Origin of the sequence: Janthinobacterium sp. GW458P, from assembly GCF_002127585.1 — a bacterium.
Taxonomy (GTDB): domain Bacteria; phylum Pseudomonadota; class Gammaproteobacteria; order Burkholderiales; family Burkholderiaceae_D; genus Janthinobacterium.
In genome coordinates, this window is sequence record NZ_NEGZ01000032.1 from 79620 (window position 1) to 96891 (window position 17272).

Annotated in this window: 13 protein-coding genes; 3 read left to right on the top strand and 10 right to left on the bottom strand. The window is 64.2% G+C overall.

Features of this window, described 5'->3' with window-relative positions; all coding sequences use genetic code 11:
- Window positions 1-153: 153 nt before the first annotated feature.
- On the top strand, window positions 154-2304 hold the full coding sequence (locus CBW50_RS17915) for a S9 family peptidase (RefSeq protein ID WP_086146805.1): 2151 nt from the start codon (window positions 154-156) through the stop codon (window positions 2302-2304).
- 156 nt (window positions 2305-2460) lie between these two features.
- Here the strand turns inward: CBW50_RS17915 and CBW50_RS17920 are convergent, their stop codons facing one another.
- The 4 genes from CBW50_RS17920 to CBW50_RS17935 all read right to left on the bottom strand — a co-directional run bounded on the left by CBW50_RS17920 (window position 2461) and on the right by CBW50_RS17935 (window position 6572).
- Entirely contained in the window at window positions 2461-3192 is a 732-nt protein-coding gene (locus CBW50_RS17920) for a BON domain-containing protein (protein WP_086146806.1), read from the bottom strand.
- 105 nt (window positions 3193-3297) lie between these two features.
- Window positions 3298-3990, bottom strand: coding sequence for a hypothetical protein (locus CBW50_RS17925; RefSeq protein WP_086146807.1), 693 nt, complete (start codon window positions 3988-3990; stop codon window positions 3298-3300).
- 151 nt (window positions 3991-4141) lie between these two features.
- Complete coding sequence (locus tag CBW50_RS17930; RefSeq protein WP_086146808.1) at window positions 4142-5863, bottom strand: hypothetical protein; 1722 nt, start codon at window positions 5861-5863, stop codon at window positions 4142-4144.
- Between the two features lie 109 nt (window positions 5864-5972).
- Complete coding sequence (locus CBW50_RS17935) at window positions 5973-6572, bottom strand: short chain dehydrogenase (RefSeq protein WP_086146809.1); 600 nt, start codon at window positions 6570-6572, stop codon at window positions 5973-5975.
- Window positions 6573-6684: 112 nt separating this feature from the next.
- Between CBW50_RS17935 and CBW50_RS17940 the strand changes: the two genes are divergently transcribed.
- Window positions 6685-7602: a LysR family transcriptional regulator gene (locus tag CBW50_RS17940; RefSeq protein WP_086146810.1), complete on the top strand. Its 918-nt coding sequence runs from the start codon at window positions 6685-6687 to the stop codon at window positions 7600-7602.
- A gap of 9 nt (window positions 7603-7611) precedes the next feature.
- Here the strand turns inward: CBW50_RS17940 and CBW50_RS17945 are convergent, their stop codons facing one another.
- Genes CBW50_RS17945 through CBW50_RS17955 form a run of 3 tightly spaced genes read right to left on the bottom strand, consistent with a single transcriptional unit; the run spans window position 7612 to window position 11936 of the window.
- A complete protein-coding gene (locus CBW50_RS17945) occupies window positions 7612-9084 on the bottom strand; it encodes an efflux transporter outer membrane subunit (protein ID WP_086146825.1) in 1473 nt (490 codons plus the stop codon).
- A 41-nt stretch (window positions 9085-9125) separates the two neighbouring features.
- Window positions 9126-10724, bottom strand: coding sequence for a DHA2 family efflux MFS transporter permease subunit (locus tag CBW50_RS17950; RefSeq protein ID WP_086146811.1), 1599 nt, complete (start codon window positions 10722-10724; stop codon window positions 9126-9128).
- Between the two features lie 6 nt (window positions 10725-10730).
- Window positions 10731-11936 (bottom strand): HlyD family secretion protein, encoded by a 1206-nt coding sequence (locus CBW50_RS17955; RefSeq protein ID WP_086146812.1) that lies wholly within the window; start codon window positions 11934-11936, stop codon window positions 10731-10733.
- A gap of 144 nt (window positions 11937-12080) precedes the next feature.
- Between CBW50_RS17955 and CBW50_RS17960 the strand changes: the two genes are divergently transcribed.
- Complete coding sequence (locus CBW50_RS17960) at window positions 12081-12800, top strand: TetR/AcrR family transcriptional regulator (protein ID WP_086146813.1); 720 nt, start codon at window positions 12081-12083, stop codon at window positions 12798-12800.
- A gap of 8 nt (window positions 12801-12808) precedes the next feature.
- Here CBW50_RS17960 and CBW50_RS17965 read toward each other — a convergent pair whose 3' ends face one another.
- The 3 genes from CBW50_RS17965 to CBW50_RS17975 all read right to left on the bottom strand — a co-directional run.
- Window positions 12809-13990, bottom strand: a complete 1182-nt coding sequence (locus tag CBW50_RS17965) for a hypothetical protein (protein ID WP_086146814.1) — start codon at window positions 13988-13990, stop codon at window positions 12809-12811.
- Between the two features lie 430 nt (window positions 13991-14420).
- Window positions 14421-16214, bottom strand: a complete 1794-nt coding sequence (gene lpdA, locus CBW50_RS17970) for a dihydrolipoyl dehydrogenase (protein ID WP_086146815.1) — start codon at window positions 16212-16214, stop codon at window positions 14421-14423.
- 10 nt (window positions 16215-16224) lie between these two features.
- Window positions 16225-17272, bottom strand: a 1048-nt coding sequence (locus CBW50_RS17975; protein ID WP_172404799.1) for a 2-oxo acid dehydrogenase subunit E2, incomplete at its 5' end; no start/stop codon positions are given.

Here is a 17272-nt window from a genome sequence, read left to right on the forward strand (position 1 = left end):
GTAAAGCGGCAAGTTTAACTGATCAGGCATGCCGCGCCCGCCCGATACGCGGCCATCCCGCCTGGTAAGTAACGGTCCATGGCCTTGGCAGCGGCCGAATCGATGGGCAATAATGTTGCCCGCTGTACTTTTTTCACTACCCGGACCACGCCCATGACCTTACCCCGTCTTCGCCGTTCCCTCGGCTCCCTGCTGATCGCAGCGGCCTGCGCCTCGCTTGCCCATACCGCCGCCGCCGCGCCTGCCGCCGCCCCGCAAACGCCAGCCAGACACGCCATCACGCATGAAGACGTGTGGCTGATGAAACGGGTGGGCGCGCCCGTCGCCAGCCCGGACGGGCGCTGGGCCGTGTTTTCCGTCGTCGACAGCGCCTACGACAGCAAGGACCAATGGTCGGACCTGTGGATCAAGTCGCTGCTTGACGACAGCCCCGCGCGCCGGCTCACGTATTCCAGGGGCGGCGAAAGCGCCGTGGCCTGGTCACCGGACAGCCGCCAGCTGGTCTTCGTTGCCAAGCGCGACGGCGATGAGGCGGGCCAGATCTACCGTCTCGACGTAGCCGCCGGCGGCGAAGCGCAGCGCCTGACCTCGCTCACCCTGGGCGCGCGCATGCCGAAATGGAGCCCGGACGGCAAGCAATTGCTGTTCATCAGCGATATCTACCCTGGCAACAAGACGGAAGCGGACGTCAAGCAAAGCGCGAAGGAGCGCAAGGAGCGCAAGGTCAGCGCCCGTTCCTATGAAACGACGGCGCCCCGCTATTTCGACAAATGGCTGACGGACAAGCAGGTGCGCCTGTTCGTCGTCGACGCGCAGCCTGAAGCGAAAGGTGAAAACACGCCGCGCGACATCCTGTCGGGCACGCAACTGGTGGCCCTGCCGGGCTTTGGCGGCGGCCAGGGCGACGAAGGGCAATCCTTGGACGCCGTCTGGACGCCGGACGGCAAGGCCGTCGTCTTCAGCGCGGCCAGCAACCGCGACGCGGCGCAGCGCGAGGCCGTCTACTCGCAACTGTATCTGCTGCCCGTGGCGGGCGGCGAAGCCCAGCGTTTGACGCAGGACAAACACAGCTACGGTTCCTTGAAATTTGCCGCCGACGGCAAGACGCTGTTCGCCCTCAGCGACGCGCAAACACCCGGCAAGGTGTATGACGTGAAACGCCTGGCCAGCTTTGCCTGGCCGATGAGCAACCCTGCGCCGACGATTTTGACGGCCAGGCTGGACCGGTCGATCTCGCGCTACGTGCTGCCCGACGGCGGCAAGCGCGTCATTTTCAGCTATGAACATGCGGGCCTGGAAAAGCTGTATTCGATCGACGCCAGGGGCGGCGAGGTGCGCGAGGAGCCATCCTTGCCGACCGGCACCATCAATTCGCTGAGCAGCGGCGGCAAGTCGCTGGTGGGCGTGTGGGAGTCCGCCATCAATCCGCCGGAAATCTATGCCTTCAACGGCAAGCAGCCGAAACGGCTGACGGCTTTCAATACGGACAAGGCAGACAAGATCGACTGGCAGGCGCCCGAGCACTTCTGGTTCACCACGGCCGACGGCCGCCGGATCCACAATATGCTCGTCAAGCCCGCGAATTTCGACCCGAGCAAGAAATATCCGCTGTTTACCGTCATCCACGGCGGCGCGGCCAGCATGTGGCGCGACCAGTTCGTGCTGCGCTGGAACTATCACTTGCTGGCCAAACCGGGCTACGTCGTGCTGCTGACCGATTACAAGGGTTCCACCGGCTACGGCGAGGAATTCTCGCGCTCGATTCAATTCGATCCCTTGAAGGGTCCGGGCGATGAGGTCAACCAGGGCGTCGATGAAGCCATCAAGAAATATCCGTTCATCGACGGCACCAGGCTGGCCGCCGGCGGCGCCAGCTATGGCGGCCACCTGGCCAACTGGCTGCAGGCGACCACCACGCGCTACAAGGCCATCGTCTCGCACGCGGGCGAAATGGATTTGATCATGCAGTGGGGTACCAGCGATGGCGGTTTCGGCCGTGAAACGAATGCGGGCGGCCCCGTCTGGTCGAACCTGCCCGTGTGGCGCGACCAAAGCCCGGTCATGCAAGCGGGCAACCACGAAAAAGGCACGGGCTTTACCACACCCATCCTGATCACCGTGGGCGAGCTCGACTACCGCGTGCCGGCCAACAATGCCTTGATGAACTTTGCGGTGCAACAGCGCCTGAACGTGCCGGCGAAACTGCTGGTGTTCCCGGACGAGAACCACTGGATCTTGAAGGGCGAAAACAGCCGTTTCTTCTATAGCGAAGTCGAGGGCTGGCTGGCGAAGTATGTGAAATAAGCGCCTGACGTAAACGCCGCACCCGCTGGGCGCGTCTTCCGCCGGCCGCCCATCCGGCGCGCGCCCGCAGCGCAAGAAACAGCCAGGCACCGCCTATGCGGACCTGGCTGTTTTCATGCGGGCAGTCTCCCTGCCCCATGGCAGGCGCAACCAGGCTTACTTCACCTTCAAGCCATTCTTCACGTCCTTCACGCCTTCCACGCCGCGGGCCAGGTCGCCCGCCTTCTGCACTTCATTTTGCGATGGCACAAAACCGCTGAGCATGACGACGCCGTTGACGGTTTCCACATGGACATCCAGCGCTTTCAGGGTGGAATCCTTGACCAGGTCCGCCTTGATCTTGGTGGTGATGACGGAATCGGCCACGGCCGTCTTGGTGCTGCCGGCCGCATTGCGCGTCATGCAGGCGGCCTTGGCCGTCGCATCCATGGCGTCGCAATTCTCCTTGGCAACGGCAGGCGGATTCTGCGCCACATTGGTGCCGGCCTTGGCACCCGTGCTGGCATCGGCCAGGGCGGCAGTTTTTGCTGCCTTGGCATCGTTCATGCATGTGGTTTTATCGGCGCCCGTGCGGTCGCTGCACTTGGCCTTGGCCAGGTCATACTCGGCATTGGCCACGTCCTTGCGGGCCTTGGTCAGCTCGCGCGGCGTGTTGCGGTATTGCGCCACGGCATCGGAATCGGCCTTGGCGCGGGCCACCCGGGCCTCTTCCACGCAGACTTTTTTCGCATTGCCGCTCTGGGCGTCGCAGGCGGCCTTGGCCTGCTTGTAATCGGCTGTTGCCTTATCGGTCAGGCTCTTGTACGAGGTGTCCTGCGCATAGGCCGGTGCGGCGGCAAGCAGGGCGCTGGCACTGGCGGCCAGTACGAAGGCGATCATTTTGTTCATGATGGTTCCTCTCTGGTTTGGTGGATGACCAGATTAGACCCCTGCCGCGCCCAAAGCTCCGTGCGACAACACACGCTGGCAGGCTATCGCGGCACAAATTCGCCTCTATTTGTCGCCGCTCAAGCCCATCCGCCATAAAACTTGCGCCTGTTCAAATGGTGAAGCGGCCCCATCAAATACACCCTCGCCCTCCGCCAGCGCCAGCCATGCCTGCGTGGCGTGCGACCCGGCTGCCGTCGCGCCGCCGGCGCGCACGCCGCGCATCCAGGCCAGCACGTCGCGGTACTGCTCCCTGTGCTGGCCATGCATCCACGCCAGCGCCACCAGGTCCGCATAGCCCTCCTCGCGGCGCGTGTCGCGCAGCTCCCGGTCCAGCCGCTTCAGCTTGCCCCGCTGCCCGCTGGGCGGCTCGACGAAGCCGCGCGGCAGCGCATGCCAGTCGCCCTGGGCGTAGCGCCGGCAATGGCCGATCTCATGCGCCGTCATCGCTTCGATCATCAGGTCCTGCTGCGCGGGCAGTGCCTCTTGCAGGACGCTTTGCGCCTGGGCATTGCCGCGCAACGACAGCACCAGCTTGCAGCGCCCCGCCTCGAAGCCCAGCGCCAGCGGCACGGCCCCGGGCGCGTCCTGCGGCTGGACGATGATGTCGAGCGGCAAACCTTGCGCGCGCGCAAACGCGATGACGGGCTGGCCCGCCTGCAGCCAGCGCGTTTCCAGTTCGGTGAGCTGGGCGGCAGCCACTGCAGGCAAAGGAGATAAGGCGATGAGCAAGCTCATCAGCAAGAGCGGTTTCAACATGGGACAGGCGGGAAGAAAGGAGGATTTACCACTGCAGAGTAAGCGGTGGACGTATTTCCACAAGGAAAAACTGGCAACTTTTCGCAAATAAAGACGAAAAAAAACCGGTGCAGCAGCACCGGCTTTTCACTCTGCCAATACGGCATCGGGTTTATTTCTTCGTCGCTTGATCCAGCGCGCGGGCCGTGACGAATTCCGGGCGGATATCGTTGGGCACGGCCTTCATCTTGTCGAGCGCCACCTGCACTTCAGGGCGGATCACCACGTATTTCGTCATCATCGCTTGCGCGCGCGCATAGTCGCCCGTCGCCTCGATGGTCAGGAATTCGCGGTCCAGGTCGATCACGGCCTGCTTGATCTTCGCAAAATCGACGCCGAACTTGCCGTCGCCCAGCGAGACGAAACCGCCCTTGTCGAGGATGTAATTGATCTGGATGGCCATGCCGCGCGCATGCGAATCCGTCAGGCCGAAATGCAGGGTGCGGAAACCGGAGGCAAGGAAGGTGTTGTACAGCTTTCGCTCGGCCGCCTCGCCCTGGCCCAGGGTGTCGTTCAGCTGGCCCTTGTCCATCATGTAGCGCAGCGCGAACAGGCCCGTGATGTCCGCCTTGGCCTCTTCGATGGTCGAATAGGCTTCCTTCAAGTCCTGGCGCGGCGTCGATGGCTTGCCGTCGACGACGGTCGCGTGCGGGCCCAGGCCGTGCATGATTTCATGCGCGAGGATGTGCGTGAAGAAGGAATTGAAATCGACGTCCTGCTGCGCTTCGGGCGTGAGCACCAGTTTCGAGATCGGCGTCAGGGTGGCCTTGAACTTGGCTTCCTGCACGTTCTTCAGCATCACGCGCTTGGAGCCGCGCGCGCTGATGATGCGTTCGTCGTTGGGCAGGTTGTAGGCGGCCGTCTGCACGGCCATGTTGCCGTCGCCTGCGCCATACACCTGGTTGACCACCACCATCGGCGCCAGCGCGCCCACTTTCGGGTTGCGGTAGCGGGCGTCGAGCGGCAGGTTGTCTTCCAGTTCCTGCATGTGTTTGGCGAAGAAATCGAGCTTTTGCGTTTCCGCCTGGTCACGGATGTTCACATACGCTTCGAACGCGGCCTTGTAGCCGAACAGTTCATCGTTGTATGTTTCATACGGGCCGATGGTAATGTCGACGGGCGAATCGAGGTCCATCCAGGCGAAATCGGACGGCAGATAGTCGTTGTCGAGGAAAGCCTTGGCGCGCAAGGTCAGAAATTTCTTCAGCGATGCGTTGTCCGTGGCGGCCGCCGCTTCGTCGAGCAATTTGGCCAGCTGTTTCAGCTCCACCTTGTATTCGTCCGAATACTTGACGGTCTGGTACTTGCCGTCCTTGCCCGCGCGGATGGTGGTAAAAAACCATTGCGCCTGCTGCTTGTCGTCTGGCGACAGGCCATTCATCCACGTTTCCAGGCTGGCCTTGGTGGCGCCCTGCGGATAGAAATTGCCCGCTTCCGGCTTGTGCGCGGGAATGGCGATGCCGGCGTAGCTGGCCGGCATGAAGGAGGCGTGCGCGTCGAGCACCGACCATGGCCCCTTGTTGATCCAGAAATAGTTCAGGCGGGCCTGGCCCAGGGCCGACTTGTCCTTCTTCAAGGCCGCCCACAGCGCTTCATTGCCGGACCAGCGCTGGCGCAGCTGCAGCACGTCGACCAGCCTGGCCGCTTCGACCAGCTTGGCGATGGCCTGGCGGTCGCCCGCGGACAGGTGCGTGACGTCGGCCGTCAGCGCGACGGGCGCGTAGCGGGCGCTCATGGCCGTCAGTTGCTGCGCGGTGGCCGGGGCGGCTGGCGTTGCGGCGCAGGCGCTGCCGACGGCGGCGGCCATCAGCAGGGGAATCAGGAGTTTTTTCATGGAGGTCTCGGTTGGATTTTTCTCAGACGCGGCTGGCGCGGATGGCGCGCTACCGCTTTCTTGCTCAGCCTGCGATTGTCCCACCTGCCCCCATGGCATGGCAAGCGGCTTACCAGACCTTGTACACCTGCCCCGTCTGCGCCCCTTCCACGCTGCGGCTGTAAGCGAGGGCCACGCGGCTGGCGGCGGCCGGCTCGAAGCCGTAGAAGAAGGGGCCGTACGACTCCAGCGACTCGGCCAGCACCGTCGGGCTGACGACATTGATGCGCACGCCGCGCGCAAGCTCGATGGCGGCGCCCCGCACGAAGCCTTCCACGGCCGCATTGGTCATGGTGGCGGCCGCGCCGAAGCGGATAGGCTGGTCGGCCACGATGCCGCTGGTGAGCGTAATCGAGCCGCCGTCGTTCAGGTACTCCTGCGCCACCAGCGCCACGTTGACCTGGCCCATGAGCTTGCTTTCCAGGCCTACCTGGAATTGCTCAGGAGTAAATTCGCTCAGCGGGCCGAAATGCAGCTTGCCGGCCGTCACGACGACGGCATCGACCTTGCCGATGCGCTTGAACAGGGCGCGCACTTGCGCGATGTCGCCCATGTCGGCCTGGTGCGTGCCGCTGCGGCTGCCCACTTCGATGATTTCATGGCGCTGCGCCAGTTGGGCGGCGACGGCCGTGCCGATGGTGCCGCTGGCGCCGATGATGACGATTTTCATGCTGCTTCCTTGTGTGGGTTGAACGATGGAGCCAGTATGCGCCGCTTACAAGAAGGAATAAATACGCTAGAATTTACATGATTACCAACCCACAGTTTGCAATCGGGACGCCATGGATAAATTGCGCAGCATGGAAATTTTTGTCGCCGTCGTCGATGCAGGCAGTTTCACGGCCGCCGCCGAGGCGTTCCGGATTTCGCCCGTGATGGTGGGCAAGCACATCAAATACCTGGAAGAGCGGCTGGGCGCGCGGCTGCTGGCGCGCACCACGCGGCGGCAAAGCCTGACGGAAATCGGCCAGCAATATGTGGAACAGTGCCGCCAGATCCTGGCCAGCATCAACGCGGCGGAACGGGGCGCGGAAGCCATGCGCGCGGCGCCGCGCGGCAAGCTCAAAATCACGGCGCCCGTGTCCTTCGGCAGCGAGTGCATCGCGCCGCTGATGGCCGACTACCTCGATGCGTATCCGGAAGTGAGCCTGGAACTGAACCTGAACGACAGGACGGTGGACCTGGTGGAGGAAGGGTTTGACGCGGCCATCCGCATCGGCAAGCTGGAAGATTCCGCCATGGTGGCGCGCGTGCTGCGGCCGTATGCGATGGTGATCTGCGCCGCGCCCGCCTACCTGGCCAGACACGGCACGCCGCGCACGCCGGCCGACCTGGCGCGCCACGAATGCCTGGACTTCATGCAGTGGACGCGCCATGTGCGCTGGCGCCTGGCCAGGAGCGGCGACGACGATGGCAGCCCCGTGCGCGAAAGCCGCTTCCGCTCGAACAACGGGCAGGCGCTGCGCGTGGCGGCGCTGCACGGCTTCGGCATCGTCATGCAGGCGGAAATCCTGATGGCCGGTGATATCGCCGCCGGCAGGCTGGTGCCGCTGCTGGCCGACTACGTGCCGGCGCCGCGCCCCATGCACCTCGTGTACGCGCGCGACCGCCAGCCCACGCCGAAGCTGACGACCTTCATCGATTTTCTGCTGGAACGCTACGGGCCGGCGGCGACACCGCCACCGGCCACGCTCACGTAATCGTCGTACTTAGTTGACCTTTGCGGCGGGCGCCGAGGCCAGCCTGGCCAGCTCGCCGTCCGGCTGCCAGCCGGCGCCGAGAGACCTCGCTACGGCAACCGTCGCCAGCAGGCGCTGGGTCTTGATCTGCGCGGCGGCGCGGTCCGCCGCCAGCGAACTGCGCTGGGCATCGGTGACGTCGAGGTAGGTCGAGATGCCGCGCTCGTAGCGCGTGCGCGCCACCAGGTAGGCGCGCGCCGCCGCTGCCTGCGACAGGGCCTGGGCGTCGCCCTGCAACTGGCGCTGCTCCACGTCGGACAAGGCATCTTCCACTTCGCGCAAGGCCGTCAGCAGCTTCGTTTCGTGGTTCGCCACGGCTTCCGCATAGCGCGCCTTGCTCAAATCCAGATTGGCCTGATTGCGGCCGCCGTCGAAGATGGGCAGGGACAGGGCCAGCGGGCCAAAGCTGAACTGGCGCGAGCCGCCCTGCGCCAGGTCGCGCAGCTTTTCGGACGCGTAGCCGAAATTGCCCGTCAATTGCAGCGACGGGTAAAACGCGCCTTCGGCCACGCCCACTTGGGCGTTTGCCGCGCGCAGGCCCGCCACGCTGGAAACGAGGTCCGGGCGGTGCGCCAGCAGGCTGGCGGGCAAGCCGACAGGGATGGCGGGCGGCAGCGGCAAGCTCGATGGCTCGGCGGCCAGCGGCAATTGCAGCGCCGACGGCGGCTTGCCCGTCAAGGTGGCCAGGCTGTTTTCCAGCTGGTTGCGCTGGCGCTTGACTTCATGCAGGTCGGCCTGGGCGTTCGACAGTTCCACTTTCGCGCGCGCCAGGTCCAGCTCATTCGTCAGGCCCGCATTGAAGCGCGCCTCGACGAGCTGCGCCGACTCGCGGCGCGTGTCCAGGGCGCCATTCAGAATGGCCATTTCCGCATCCAGCCCGCGCAGCTGCCAGTAATTGCTGGCCACTTGCGACGACAGCATCAGCAGCACGCCGTCGCGGTCGGCCTGCGCCGCCAGCGCCTGCGCGTCCGCCGCTTCGACCAGGCGCTTCACGCGGCCCAGCAGATCGACTTCATACGACAGCGAGCCGCCCACGGAGAAGTTATTCCCGCTGATCGAGCGGTTGCCCAGGGCCAGGCCCTGCGAGGTGTTGGCCGAGGTGCGCGAGTTCGAGATACCCGTGCTGACGTTCACGCTCGGGCCCTGGTTGGCGCGCGCCGTGCCGCTTTGCGCCAGCGCCTGCAGCAATCGCTCGCCGGCCGCCTTTACACTCGGATTGTCCTGCAGCGCGCTTTGCTCGAGGCGGTTCAGGGTGGCGTCGCCGTAGATGCTCCACCAGTCCTTGGGCAGCTGCGCGGCGTCCGCGGCGGCCGCGCCGTGGCGGAAGGTGTCGGTGCCGGCCACGTTTGCCGGGGCGGTGAAATCCTGGCCCACGGTGCCGCAGGCGGACAGCGCCACGGCAAGGGAAGCGGCCAGCGCGATTTTCGTCAATACTGTTTGCATGATGATTACCTTCTTGTTCTTGAGGTGGCTGCGTGCGGCGCTCAATGACCGCCGCCACCGCCACCGGGAGCTTTGAGTTTGTCGGCCAGCCACAGGGGCACGATGCAGGCCAGCAGGATGGCGCCGACGAGGAAGAAGCCGTCGTTGTAGGCCATCACGTAGGCTTCGCGGCGCACGATGCCGTCGATCGCCTGTAAGGCCTGGTTGCCGGCCGTGACGGCGTCATAGCCCTTGGCCATGAACGAGGACGTCAGCTGGTCGATGCGCAGCTGCGTGGCGCTGGAATACGCGTTGATCGCCTCGCCCAGGCGCTGCGAGTGGAAATGCTCGCGCGTGCTCAGGGCCGTGGCCAGCAGGGCAATGCCGATCGAGCCGCCCAGGTTGCGCGTCATGTTGAACAGGCTCGAAGCGGACGCCATGTCCTTCGGCGCGATGCCCTTCATGGCGAAGTTCGACAGGGTCAGCATGACGAAGGGCTGGCCCAGCGCGCGCACCACCTGCGACCACAGCAGCTGGTCGTAGCCGGTGGAGGCGTCCATGTAGGCATTCATCATGCACGAGCCGCCGAACAGCAAGAGGCCGAACGAGCACAGGATGCGGTTGTCCACCTTCGACGACAGCTTGGCAACAAACGGCATGATGAACAGCTGCGGCAAGCCCACCCACATGATGACTTCACCGATCTGCATCGGCGAGTAGCCGGCGATCTGGCCCAGGAACAGGGGCAGCAGAAAGGCCGAGCCATACAGGCCCATGCCTGTCACGGCCGACAGCACGGTGGCCACTAAAAAGTTGCGCTGGCCGTACAGGGCCAGGTTGACGAACGGCTCGGCGCGCGTGGCGCTGGTGACGACCCAGCCCAGGATGCCCGTCAGGGCCAGCGCGGCGAAGGCGATGATGAAGCCCGAGTCGAACCAGTCCTTCGAATTGCCCTCTTCCAGGAAGATGGTCAGGCAGCCCAGGCCCAGGGCCATGAAGAAGATGCCCAGCCAGTCGGCCTTCCAGAACAATTTGAGCTGCATCGGCTCCTTGTCCAGGCCATAGATCATGCCGGCGATCAGCAGCACGCCAGGCACCCAGTTGATGTAGAAAATCGAGGGCCAGCCATACAGCTCGGAGAGGTAGCCGCCGAGGGTCGGGCCCATGGCCGGCGCCAGGGTGGCCGTCAGGCCGAAGATGGCCATGCCGACGGCGCGCTTGGAGGCGGGCAGCTTGAGCATCACCAGCGTGAACGCCATGGGGATCAGCGCGCCGCCCGTAAAACCCTGCAGCATGCGGAAGACGATCATGCTTTCCAGGTTCCAGGCCGCGCCGCACAGGGTGGAGAACAGCAGGAAGAAAGCGGTGGTGCCTATCATGTAGGCGCGCAGTCCGAATACGCGCGCCAGCAGCGCGGTGAGGGGAATGACGATGATTTCCGCCACCAGGTAGGCCGTGGAAATCCACGAGCCCTCTTCCTGGGTGGCCGACAGCGAGCCAAGGATGTCCTTGAGCGAGGAATTGGTGATCTGGATGTCGAGCACCGCCATGAAGGCGCCCAGCATGCCGGCGGCGACCGCCAGCCAGGTGCGCCCGGAGACTTTCTCGTCAATCACGGGAAACGCCGGCGGCTTCGCCAGCGTGGTGGAAGGGCTGCTCATGGAAGCTTAGCGGGCGGCGGTCTGGGCGGCAGGAGCGGCGGCGTGGCGCGGTGCCTCGGCCTTGTCCTGGGCCGACACGGGCTGGTTCACTTCCACTTCGGCGATCACCGACATGCCCGGCACCAGGCGGCCATTCATGGCCTTGATGTCTTCCGGCTGGAAGACGATTTTCACCGGTACGCGCTGCACGATCTTGGTGAAGTTGCCGGTGGCGTTATCGGCCGGCAGCAGGGCGAACTGCGCGCCCGAGGCAGGGGCGAAGCTGTCCACCGTGCCCACCAGTTTCTTGCCCGGCATGGCGTCGATGGTCACGTGCACGCTCTGGCCGCGGTGCAGGTCGGCCAGCTGGGTTTCCTTGAAGTTGGCGGTGACCCAGACGTTGTCCTGCACGATGGCCGTCAGCTGCTGGCCAGGCTGCACGCGCATGCCCGTTTCCACGTTGCGCTTGCCGATGCGGCCGGCGACGGGCGCCAGGATGCGGTTGTACTGCAGCTGCTGTTCCGCGTCCTTCAGTTGCACGCGCAGCACGGCCACCTGGGCCTTGGCCACGTCGCGCGCAGCTTGCGCCGCGCCGATCTGCGCCTTGGCGGCGGACGCGCTGTCGCGGCGGGCGGCCAGGTCGGCCACGGCGCTGGAGCGGGCCGCGTTGGCGGCGTCCAGTTCCGCTTTCGAGACGGCTTTCATCTGGCTCGTGTACAGCTGGCCGAAGCGCTCGGCATCCTGCTTGGCGCGCAGCAGCTGCGCGTCGGCCTGCGCCACTTGCGCCTGGGCGGCGCTCGCTTGCGCCTGCACTTGCGCGATCTGCGCGTCGGCCTGCAGCACCTGCTGCTCGGCACTGGCGATCTGCGCGGCGATCTGCTCGGTTTTCACGCGCTGGTCGAAGGGATCGAGTTCGGCGATCACGTCGCCCTCTTTCACGATTTGATTGTCATCAATAAAAACCTTGGTGACGACGCCGGAAATGCGCGCCGACACCGGATGCACATGGCCGGCCACATAGGCGTTTTCCGTTTCCACGAAATAGTGGCTGCGGTACCACATGCGCGCGCCGGCGCCCAGCGCGACGAGGACGATCAGGCCGGCGATGATTTTCACGCGGTTGTTCGGGGGGGCGGAGCTGGCGGAAGCGGCGGGCGTGGAAGGCACGGCCGGGGCCGCGGGTGGGACGGCGCTCAGCACCTTGTGCTCTGCTTGGCCTGGCTGGTTGGACATACTCGCTCCGAAAATGAAATGACGTAGATTCATTATTAGGCAAAGAAAAGCGCTTGTCAAGAAATGAAACGATTGCATTTCATTTTAATTTGCACTACAGTGTGAGCCGTCACTTACCCTTCAACTCATAAAGAGACCCAGACCATGTCCGATCCCGGCCTCAGCGATACCCTGCCTACCGATACAGACTCCGGCAACGCCGCCACCGAACTGACGTGCTGCGGCAAGCCTGCCGGCCGCCCGCGCGCGGCCGACATGGAAGCGCGCATGGAAAACCTGCTGCACACGGCCGGCTGCCTGTTCCTGGAAAAAGGCTATGGGAAAGTCAGCCTGGAAATGATCGCGCGCGAAGCCCACGTGGCCGTGCGCACGATTTATGTGAAGTTTGGCGGCAAGTCGGGCTTGTTCAATGCCGTGGTGGAACTGCGCCGCGCCGCGTATTTCTCGACCATGCCGGCGCTGGAAACGGATATGCGGCCCCTGCCCACCATCCTCGGCGAGTTCGGCCTGCTGTTCGTGCAACTGGTGACGATGCCGGCGGCGATACGCCTGAACCGCATGGTGGTGGCCGAAGCGGCTACGCACCCGGAACTGGCGGAAACGTTTTACAAGGTGGGACCGGGGCAGACGCGCGAGATGCTGACCAAGTTTTTCAAGCGTCCTGATATTGCACCGCTGTTTCGCGAGGAATTGACGGCATCCATGCTGGCCTTGCACCTGCTCAATTGCCTGCTGGGCGACCAGATGTCGCGCCTGCTGTTTCCGCCCCAGGCGCAGCCTGATGTCGCACAATTGCGCGCCAAGGTCGAGGTCAGTCTCGACCTGTTCCTGCGCGGCACCCTGCGCGCGCCGCTGCCGGCCTGAAACCCGGATCAGCCAGGGCGGCTGCAGTCCTCGGGCGCAGACGTCTCTGTCCGGACGGCCTCGATGCGTTCACCGCTGAGGCCCAGTGCGCGCAGGAAAGGCTGGGCCGCCGACGCGCCGTCAATGCTCAGTGAGGACTCACTGCCATCATAGCGTTCCGGGCCGTAGCGCATCAGATCAAACGACGTTTCAAAGCGCTGCGCCAGGAAATAGGTGCGGAAGTAATCGAAGGAAAACGCCACCTGGCCATCGGCGCGCAGCAGCAGGCCGTGCGCATACAGCGGCGCCAGCCAATCGCCCGCCCCCATGTCCCAGCCCTTCACGCCGCAATAGTCGCAGGCAAAGCGCTGCAACTCCGCCTCGCTCAGGAACAGGGTCTTGGCTTCGAACATCACGAAGGCCAGTTCGATGAGGAATTCGCGTGCCGCCACGGCGTCGTCGGACGGCCCGCGGTGCGGCATGCCCGCCTTGCCCAGCAAGCCGTCGAGATAGACGCGCTCGTCGGCCAGTTGCGGCAACAGGGTGGCAAATACATAGTCGGCATCCATCTGCCCCGTTTCCTGGCCATTCGGCGTGTACAGCACCGACAGGGCGAAGTGTTTACTCACTTCGTCGAACTCGCGCAAGGCCACCGTCCACTGCGAACCGGGTGCGCCGTCGGCGCCACTGTTGCCGAATTCCAATACGGCAAACGCCGCCATCTGGCCATGAGCACCGTACAGGCTGCCAGGATTGCTCTTGAACAAGATACCCAGCGACTTCATCAGCGAGCTGGCGTCGCCCGTATGCTGGTGGCCATGGAACACGGCGTGGATATTCTTGTAGCGCGCGCGCTGCTCGGCACTGGCGTGCTCATCGGCAGCGAAAAAGCTGAAACCGGCATTGCCCAGCGCGGCGGCGGCGACACCCTGCTGGCGGCTGCCCGGCACCAGGTAAAAGCGCGCGCCCGGCAGGCTGGCCGCCTGCAGCAGCGGACGCAGAAAATATTCGTAGACATACACGGGCGTCGTGCCGGCGCAGGCGTCAGGCGCCACCAGCTGGCCCGTAAAGAAAATGGCATCGATCTGTTTTCCCGCCGCCAGGATGGCGGCCACATCCTGATACAAGGCGTGCAGCATCACGGCCTGCTCTTGCTCATCGGCCCGGCGTAAGCGCACATCGGCAATATGGAGGGCGGTAAATTTTTTCATTGTTGCAAAACTTTCTCAGCACAGCCGAACTTGACCGGACACTGGCAACGTTCAGGGAAAAATCACACACCCCGGGTCAAGCGTGAGCGAAACATAGTTACAGACTTCCATTCTGCCATTTTTTCCATACGGCAATACTCACCAATTTTCACATGGGACGTATCCGCCACAGATCGCGTGCATTTTACGCCGCCCAGGTCAAAGGAAATAAAAAAAACGCGCGCACTTTCCCGTTTTTTTGTACTGGAAGTTAACTATTTATCAGCGCTTGCGCGGCGGCGGCAGGTCMGTGCATACGCCTTCGTACACTTCGGCGCGCTCTTGCCAAGCTGCCGATCGACTCGGCATGGGTCGCATGCGGGCGGCGGCAGAAGCCAATAAAAAAMCCCGCAATCGCTTGCGGGGTTTTTAGTGTTACAGCGCTACAACATCAGCGCTTGCGCGGCGGCGGCAGGTCCGTGCATACGCCTTCGTACACTTCGGCGGCCATGCCGATCGACTCGCCCAGGGTCGGGTGCGGATGGATGGTCTTGCCGATGTCGGTGCCGTCGCAGCCCATTTCGATGGCCAAGGCGATTTCGCCGATCATGTCGCCCGCATGCGTGCCGACGATGGTGCCGCCGATGATGCGGTGCGTTTCAGCGTCAAACAGCAGCTTGGTGAAGCCTTCGGCGCGGCCGTTGGCCACGGCGCGGCCCGAGGCGGCCCACGGGAAGTGGCCTTTCTCGACCTTGATGCCCTTGGCTTTCGCTTCGTCTTCCGTGATGCCGGCCCATGCCACTTCCGGGTCCGTGTAGGCGACCGACGGAATCACCTTGACGTCGAAGTGCGACTTCTGGCCGGCAGCCGCTTCGGCGGCCACGTGGGCTTCATGCACGGCCTTGTGCGCCAGCATCGGCTGGCCCACCAGGTCGCCGATGGCGAAGATGTTCGGCACATTGGTGCGCATCTGGCTGTCGACGTTGATGAAACCGCGGTCCGTCACCTGCACGCCGGCCTTGTCGGCAGCGAGCTTCTTGCCGTTCGGGCTGCGGCCCACGGCAACGAGCACCAGGTCATAGACTTGCGGCGCCGGTGCCGTGGCGCCCGCTTCGGCCGCTTCGAACGTGACCTTGATACCTTCCGGCAACGCCTCGACGGCGACCGTCTTGGTCTTGGTCATGATGTTGTCGAAACGCTTCTCGTTGAACTTCTGCCACACCTTGACGGCGTCGCGGTCAGCGCCCTGCATCAGGCCATCCATCATTTCGACCACGTCGATACGCGCGCCGAACGTGGAGTAGACAGTCGCCATTTCCAGGCCGATGATGCCGCCGCCGATGACCAGCATGCGTTTCGGAATCTGGCGCAACTCCAGCGCGCCCGTCGAATCGACGATGCGCGGGTCTTCCGGCACGAAGGGCAGTTTCACCACGGACGAACCGGCAGCGATGATCGCCTGCTTGAACTGCACGACCTTTTTCGAGCCGTCGCCTGCCGTCACTTCGATGTGGTTGGCGGAGAGGAACTGGCCCACGCCGGTGACGACTTGCGTCTTGCGCGCCTTGGCCATGCCGGCCAGGCCGCCCGTCATGTTCGAGATGACGCCTTCCTTGTACTTGCGTACTTGATCGATATCAATGGTCGGTTTGGCAAATGTCACGCCCGTGTTCGACATGTGCGCCGTTTCATCGATGACGGAAGCGACGTGCAGCAGCGCCTTCGACGGGATGCAGCCCACGTTCAGGCACACGCCGCCCAGGGTGGCGTAACGTTCGACGATAACCGTCGACATGCCCAGGTCGGCAGCGCGGAACGCCGCCGAATAGCCGCCAGGACCGCCACCGAGCACCATCATGTCGACGTCGATGTCGACCTGGCCGCTGTAATTGCCGGCCGGGATGGCGGCAACGGCCGCAGGTGCTGGCGCTGCCGCAGCTGCCGGAGCGGCTGCAGCAGGCGCAGGCGCTGCTGCCGGCGCCGTTGCTGGAGCAGCAGCCGCGCCATCAGCCGCTTCCACCACCAGCAGCGCGCTGCCTTCGGCGATCTTGTCGCCGACCTTGACCTTGACTTCCTTGACGACGCCCGCGTGGGTCGACGGAATCTCCATGCTGGCCTTGTCCGATTCGACCGTGATCAGGGACTGGTCCACCTTGATGGTGTCGCCCACCTTGACCATCAGTTCGATGACTTCGACTTCCTTGAAATCGCCGATATTCGGTACTTTTACCTCTACTGTGCTCATCAATCGCTCCTTACAGCAGAATTTTGCGCATGTCGGCCAGGACTTCGCCGAGGTACACGGAGAATCGCGCGCCCATCGCGCCATCGACCACGCGGTGGTCGTAGGACAGCGAGGTGCCCATCATCAAACGTGGCTGGAAGGCCTTGCCATCCCATACCGGCTTGATCGAGGCTTTCGACAGGCCCAGAATGGCCACTTCCGGCGCATTGACGATAGGCGTGAAGTGCGTGCCGCCGATGCCGCCCAGGGACGAAATCGTGAAGCTGGCGCCCTGCATGTCGGCCGGTTTCAGCTTGCCTTCGCGCGCCTGCAGCGACAGTTCCGTCATTTCGCGGGCGATCTGCGAGACCGACTTCTGGTCCGCGCCCTTGATCACGGGTACTACCAGGCCATTCGGCGTGTCGGCCGCGAAGCCGATGTTGTAGTACTGCTTGAGGATCAGGTTTTCGCCCTTGGCGTCAAGCGATGCGTTAAACGCGGGGAATTTCTTCAGCGCGGCGACGGAGGCCTTGATGACGAATGCCAGCATGGTCAGCTTGGCCGCATCCTTGTTCTTCGCATTGGCCGCGTTGGTATCGACGCGGAACGCTTCCAGGTCCGTCACGTCCGCTTCGTCGAACTGCGTGACGTGCGGGATCATGACCCAGTTGCGGTGCAAATTCGGACCCGAGATTTTCTTGATGCGCGACAGCGGCAGCAATTCGGTCGTGCCGAACTTGCTGAAGTCCAGCGACGGCCATGGCAGCAAGTCCAGGCCCACGCCGGAACCGGCCTTGGCGACCGGCGCATTTGGCGCGGCGACGGCGCCCGACATCACGCCCTTGACGAAGTTCTGCACGTCTTCCTGGGTGATGCGGCCCTTCGGACCGGAACCGCCGACCAGCGCCAGTTCCACGCCCAGTTCGCGCGCGAACTTGCGGATCGATGGCGATGCATGCGCCAGCTTGCCGTTCGCTGCAGGGGCGGCGGCAGTTGCCGGGGCAGCAGCAGCGACCGGCGCCGAAGCGACGGCGGCGGCTGGCGCGGCGGCAGCTTGCGCGGCCGGTGCAGGCGCGGCG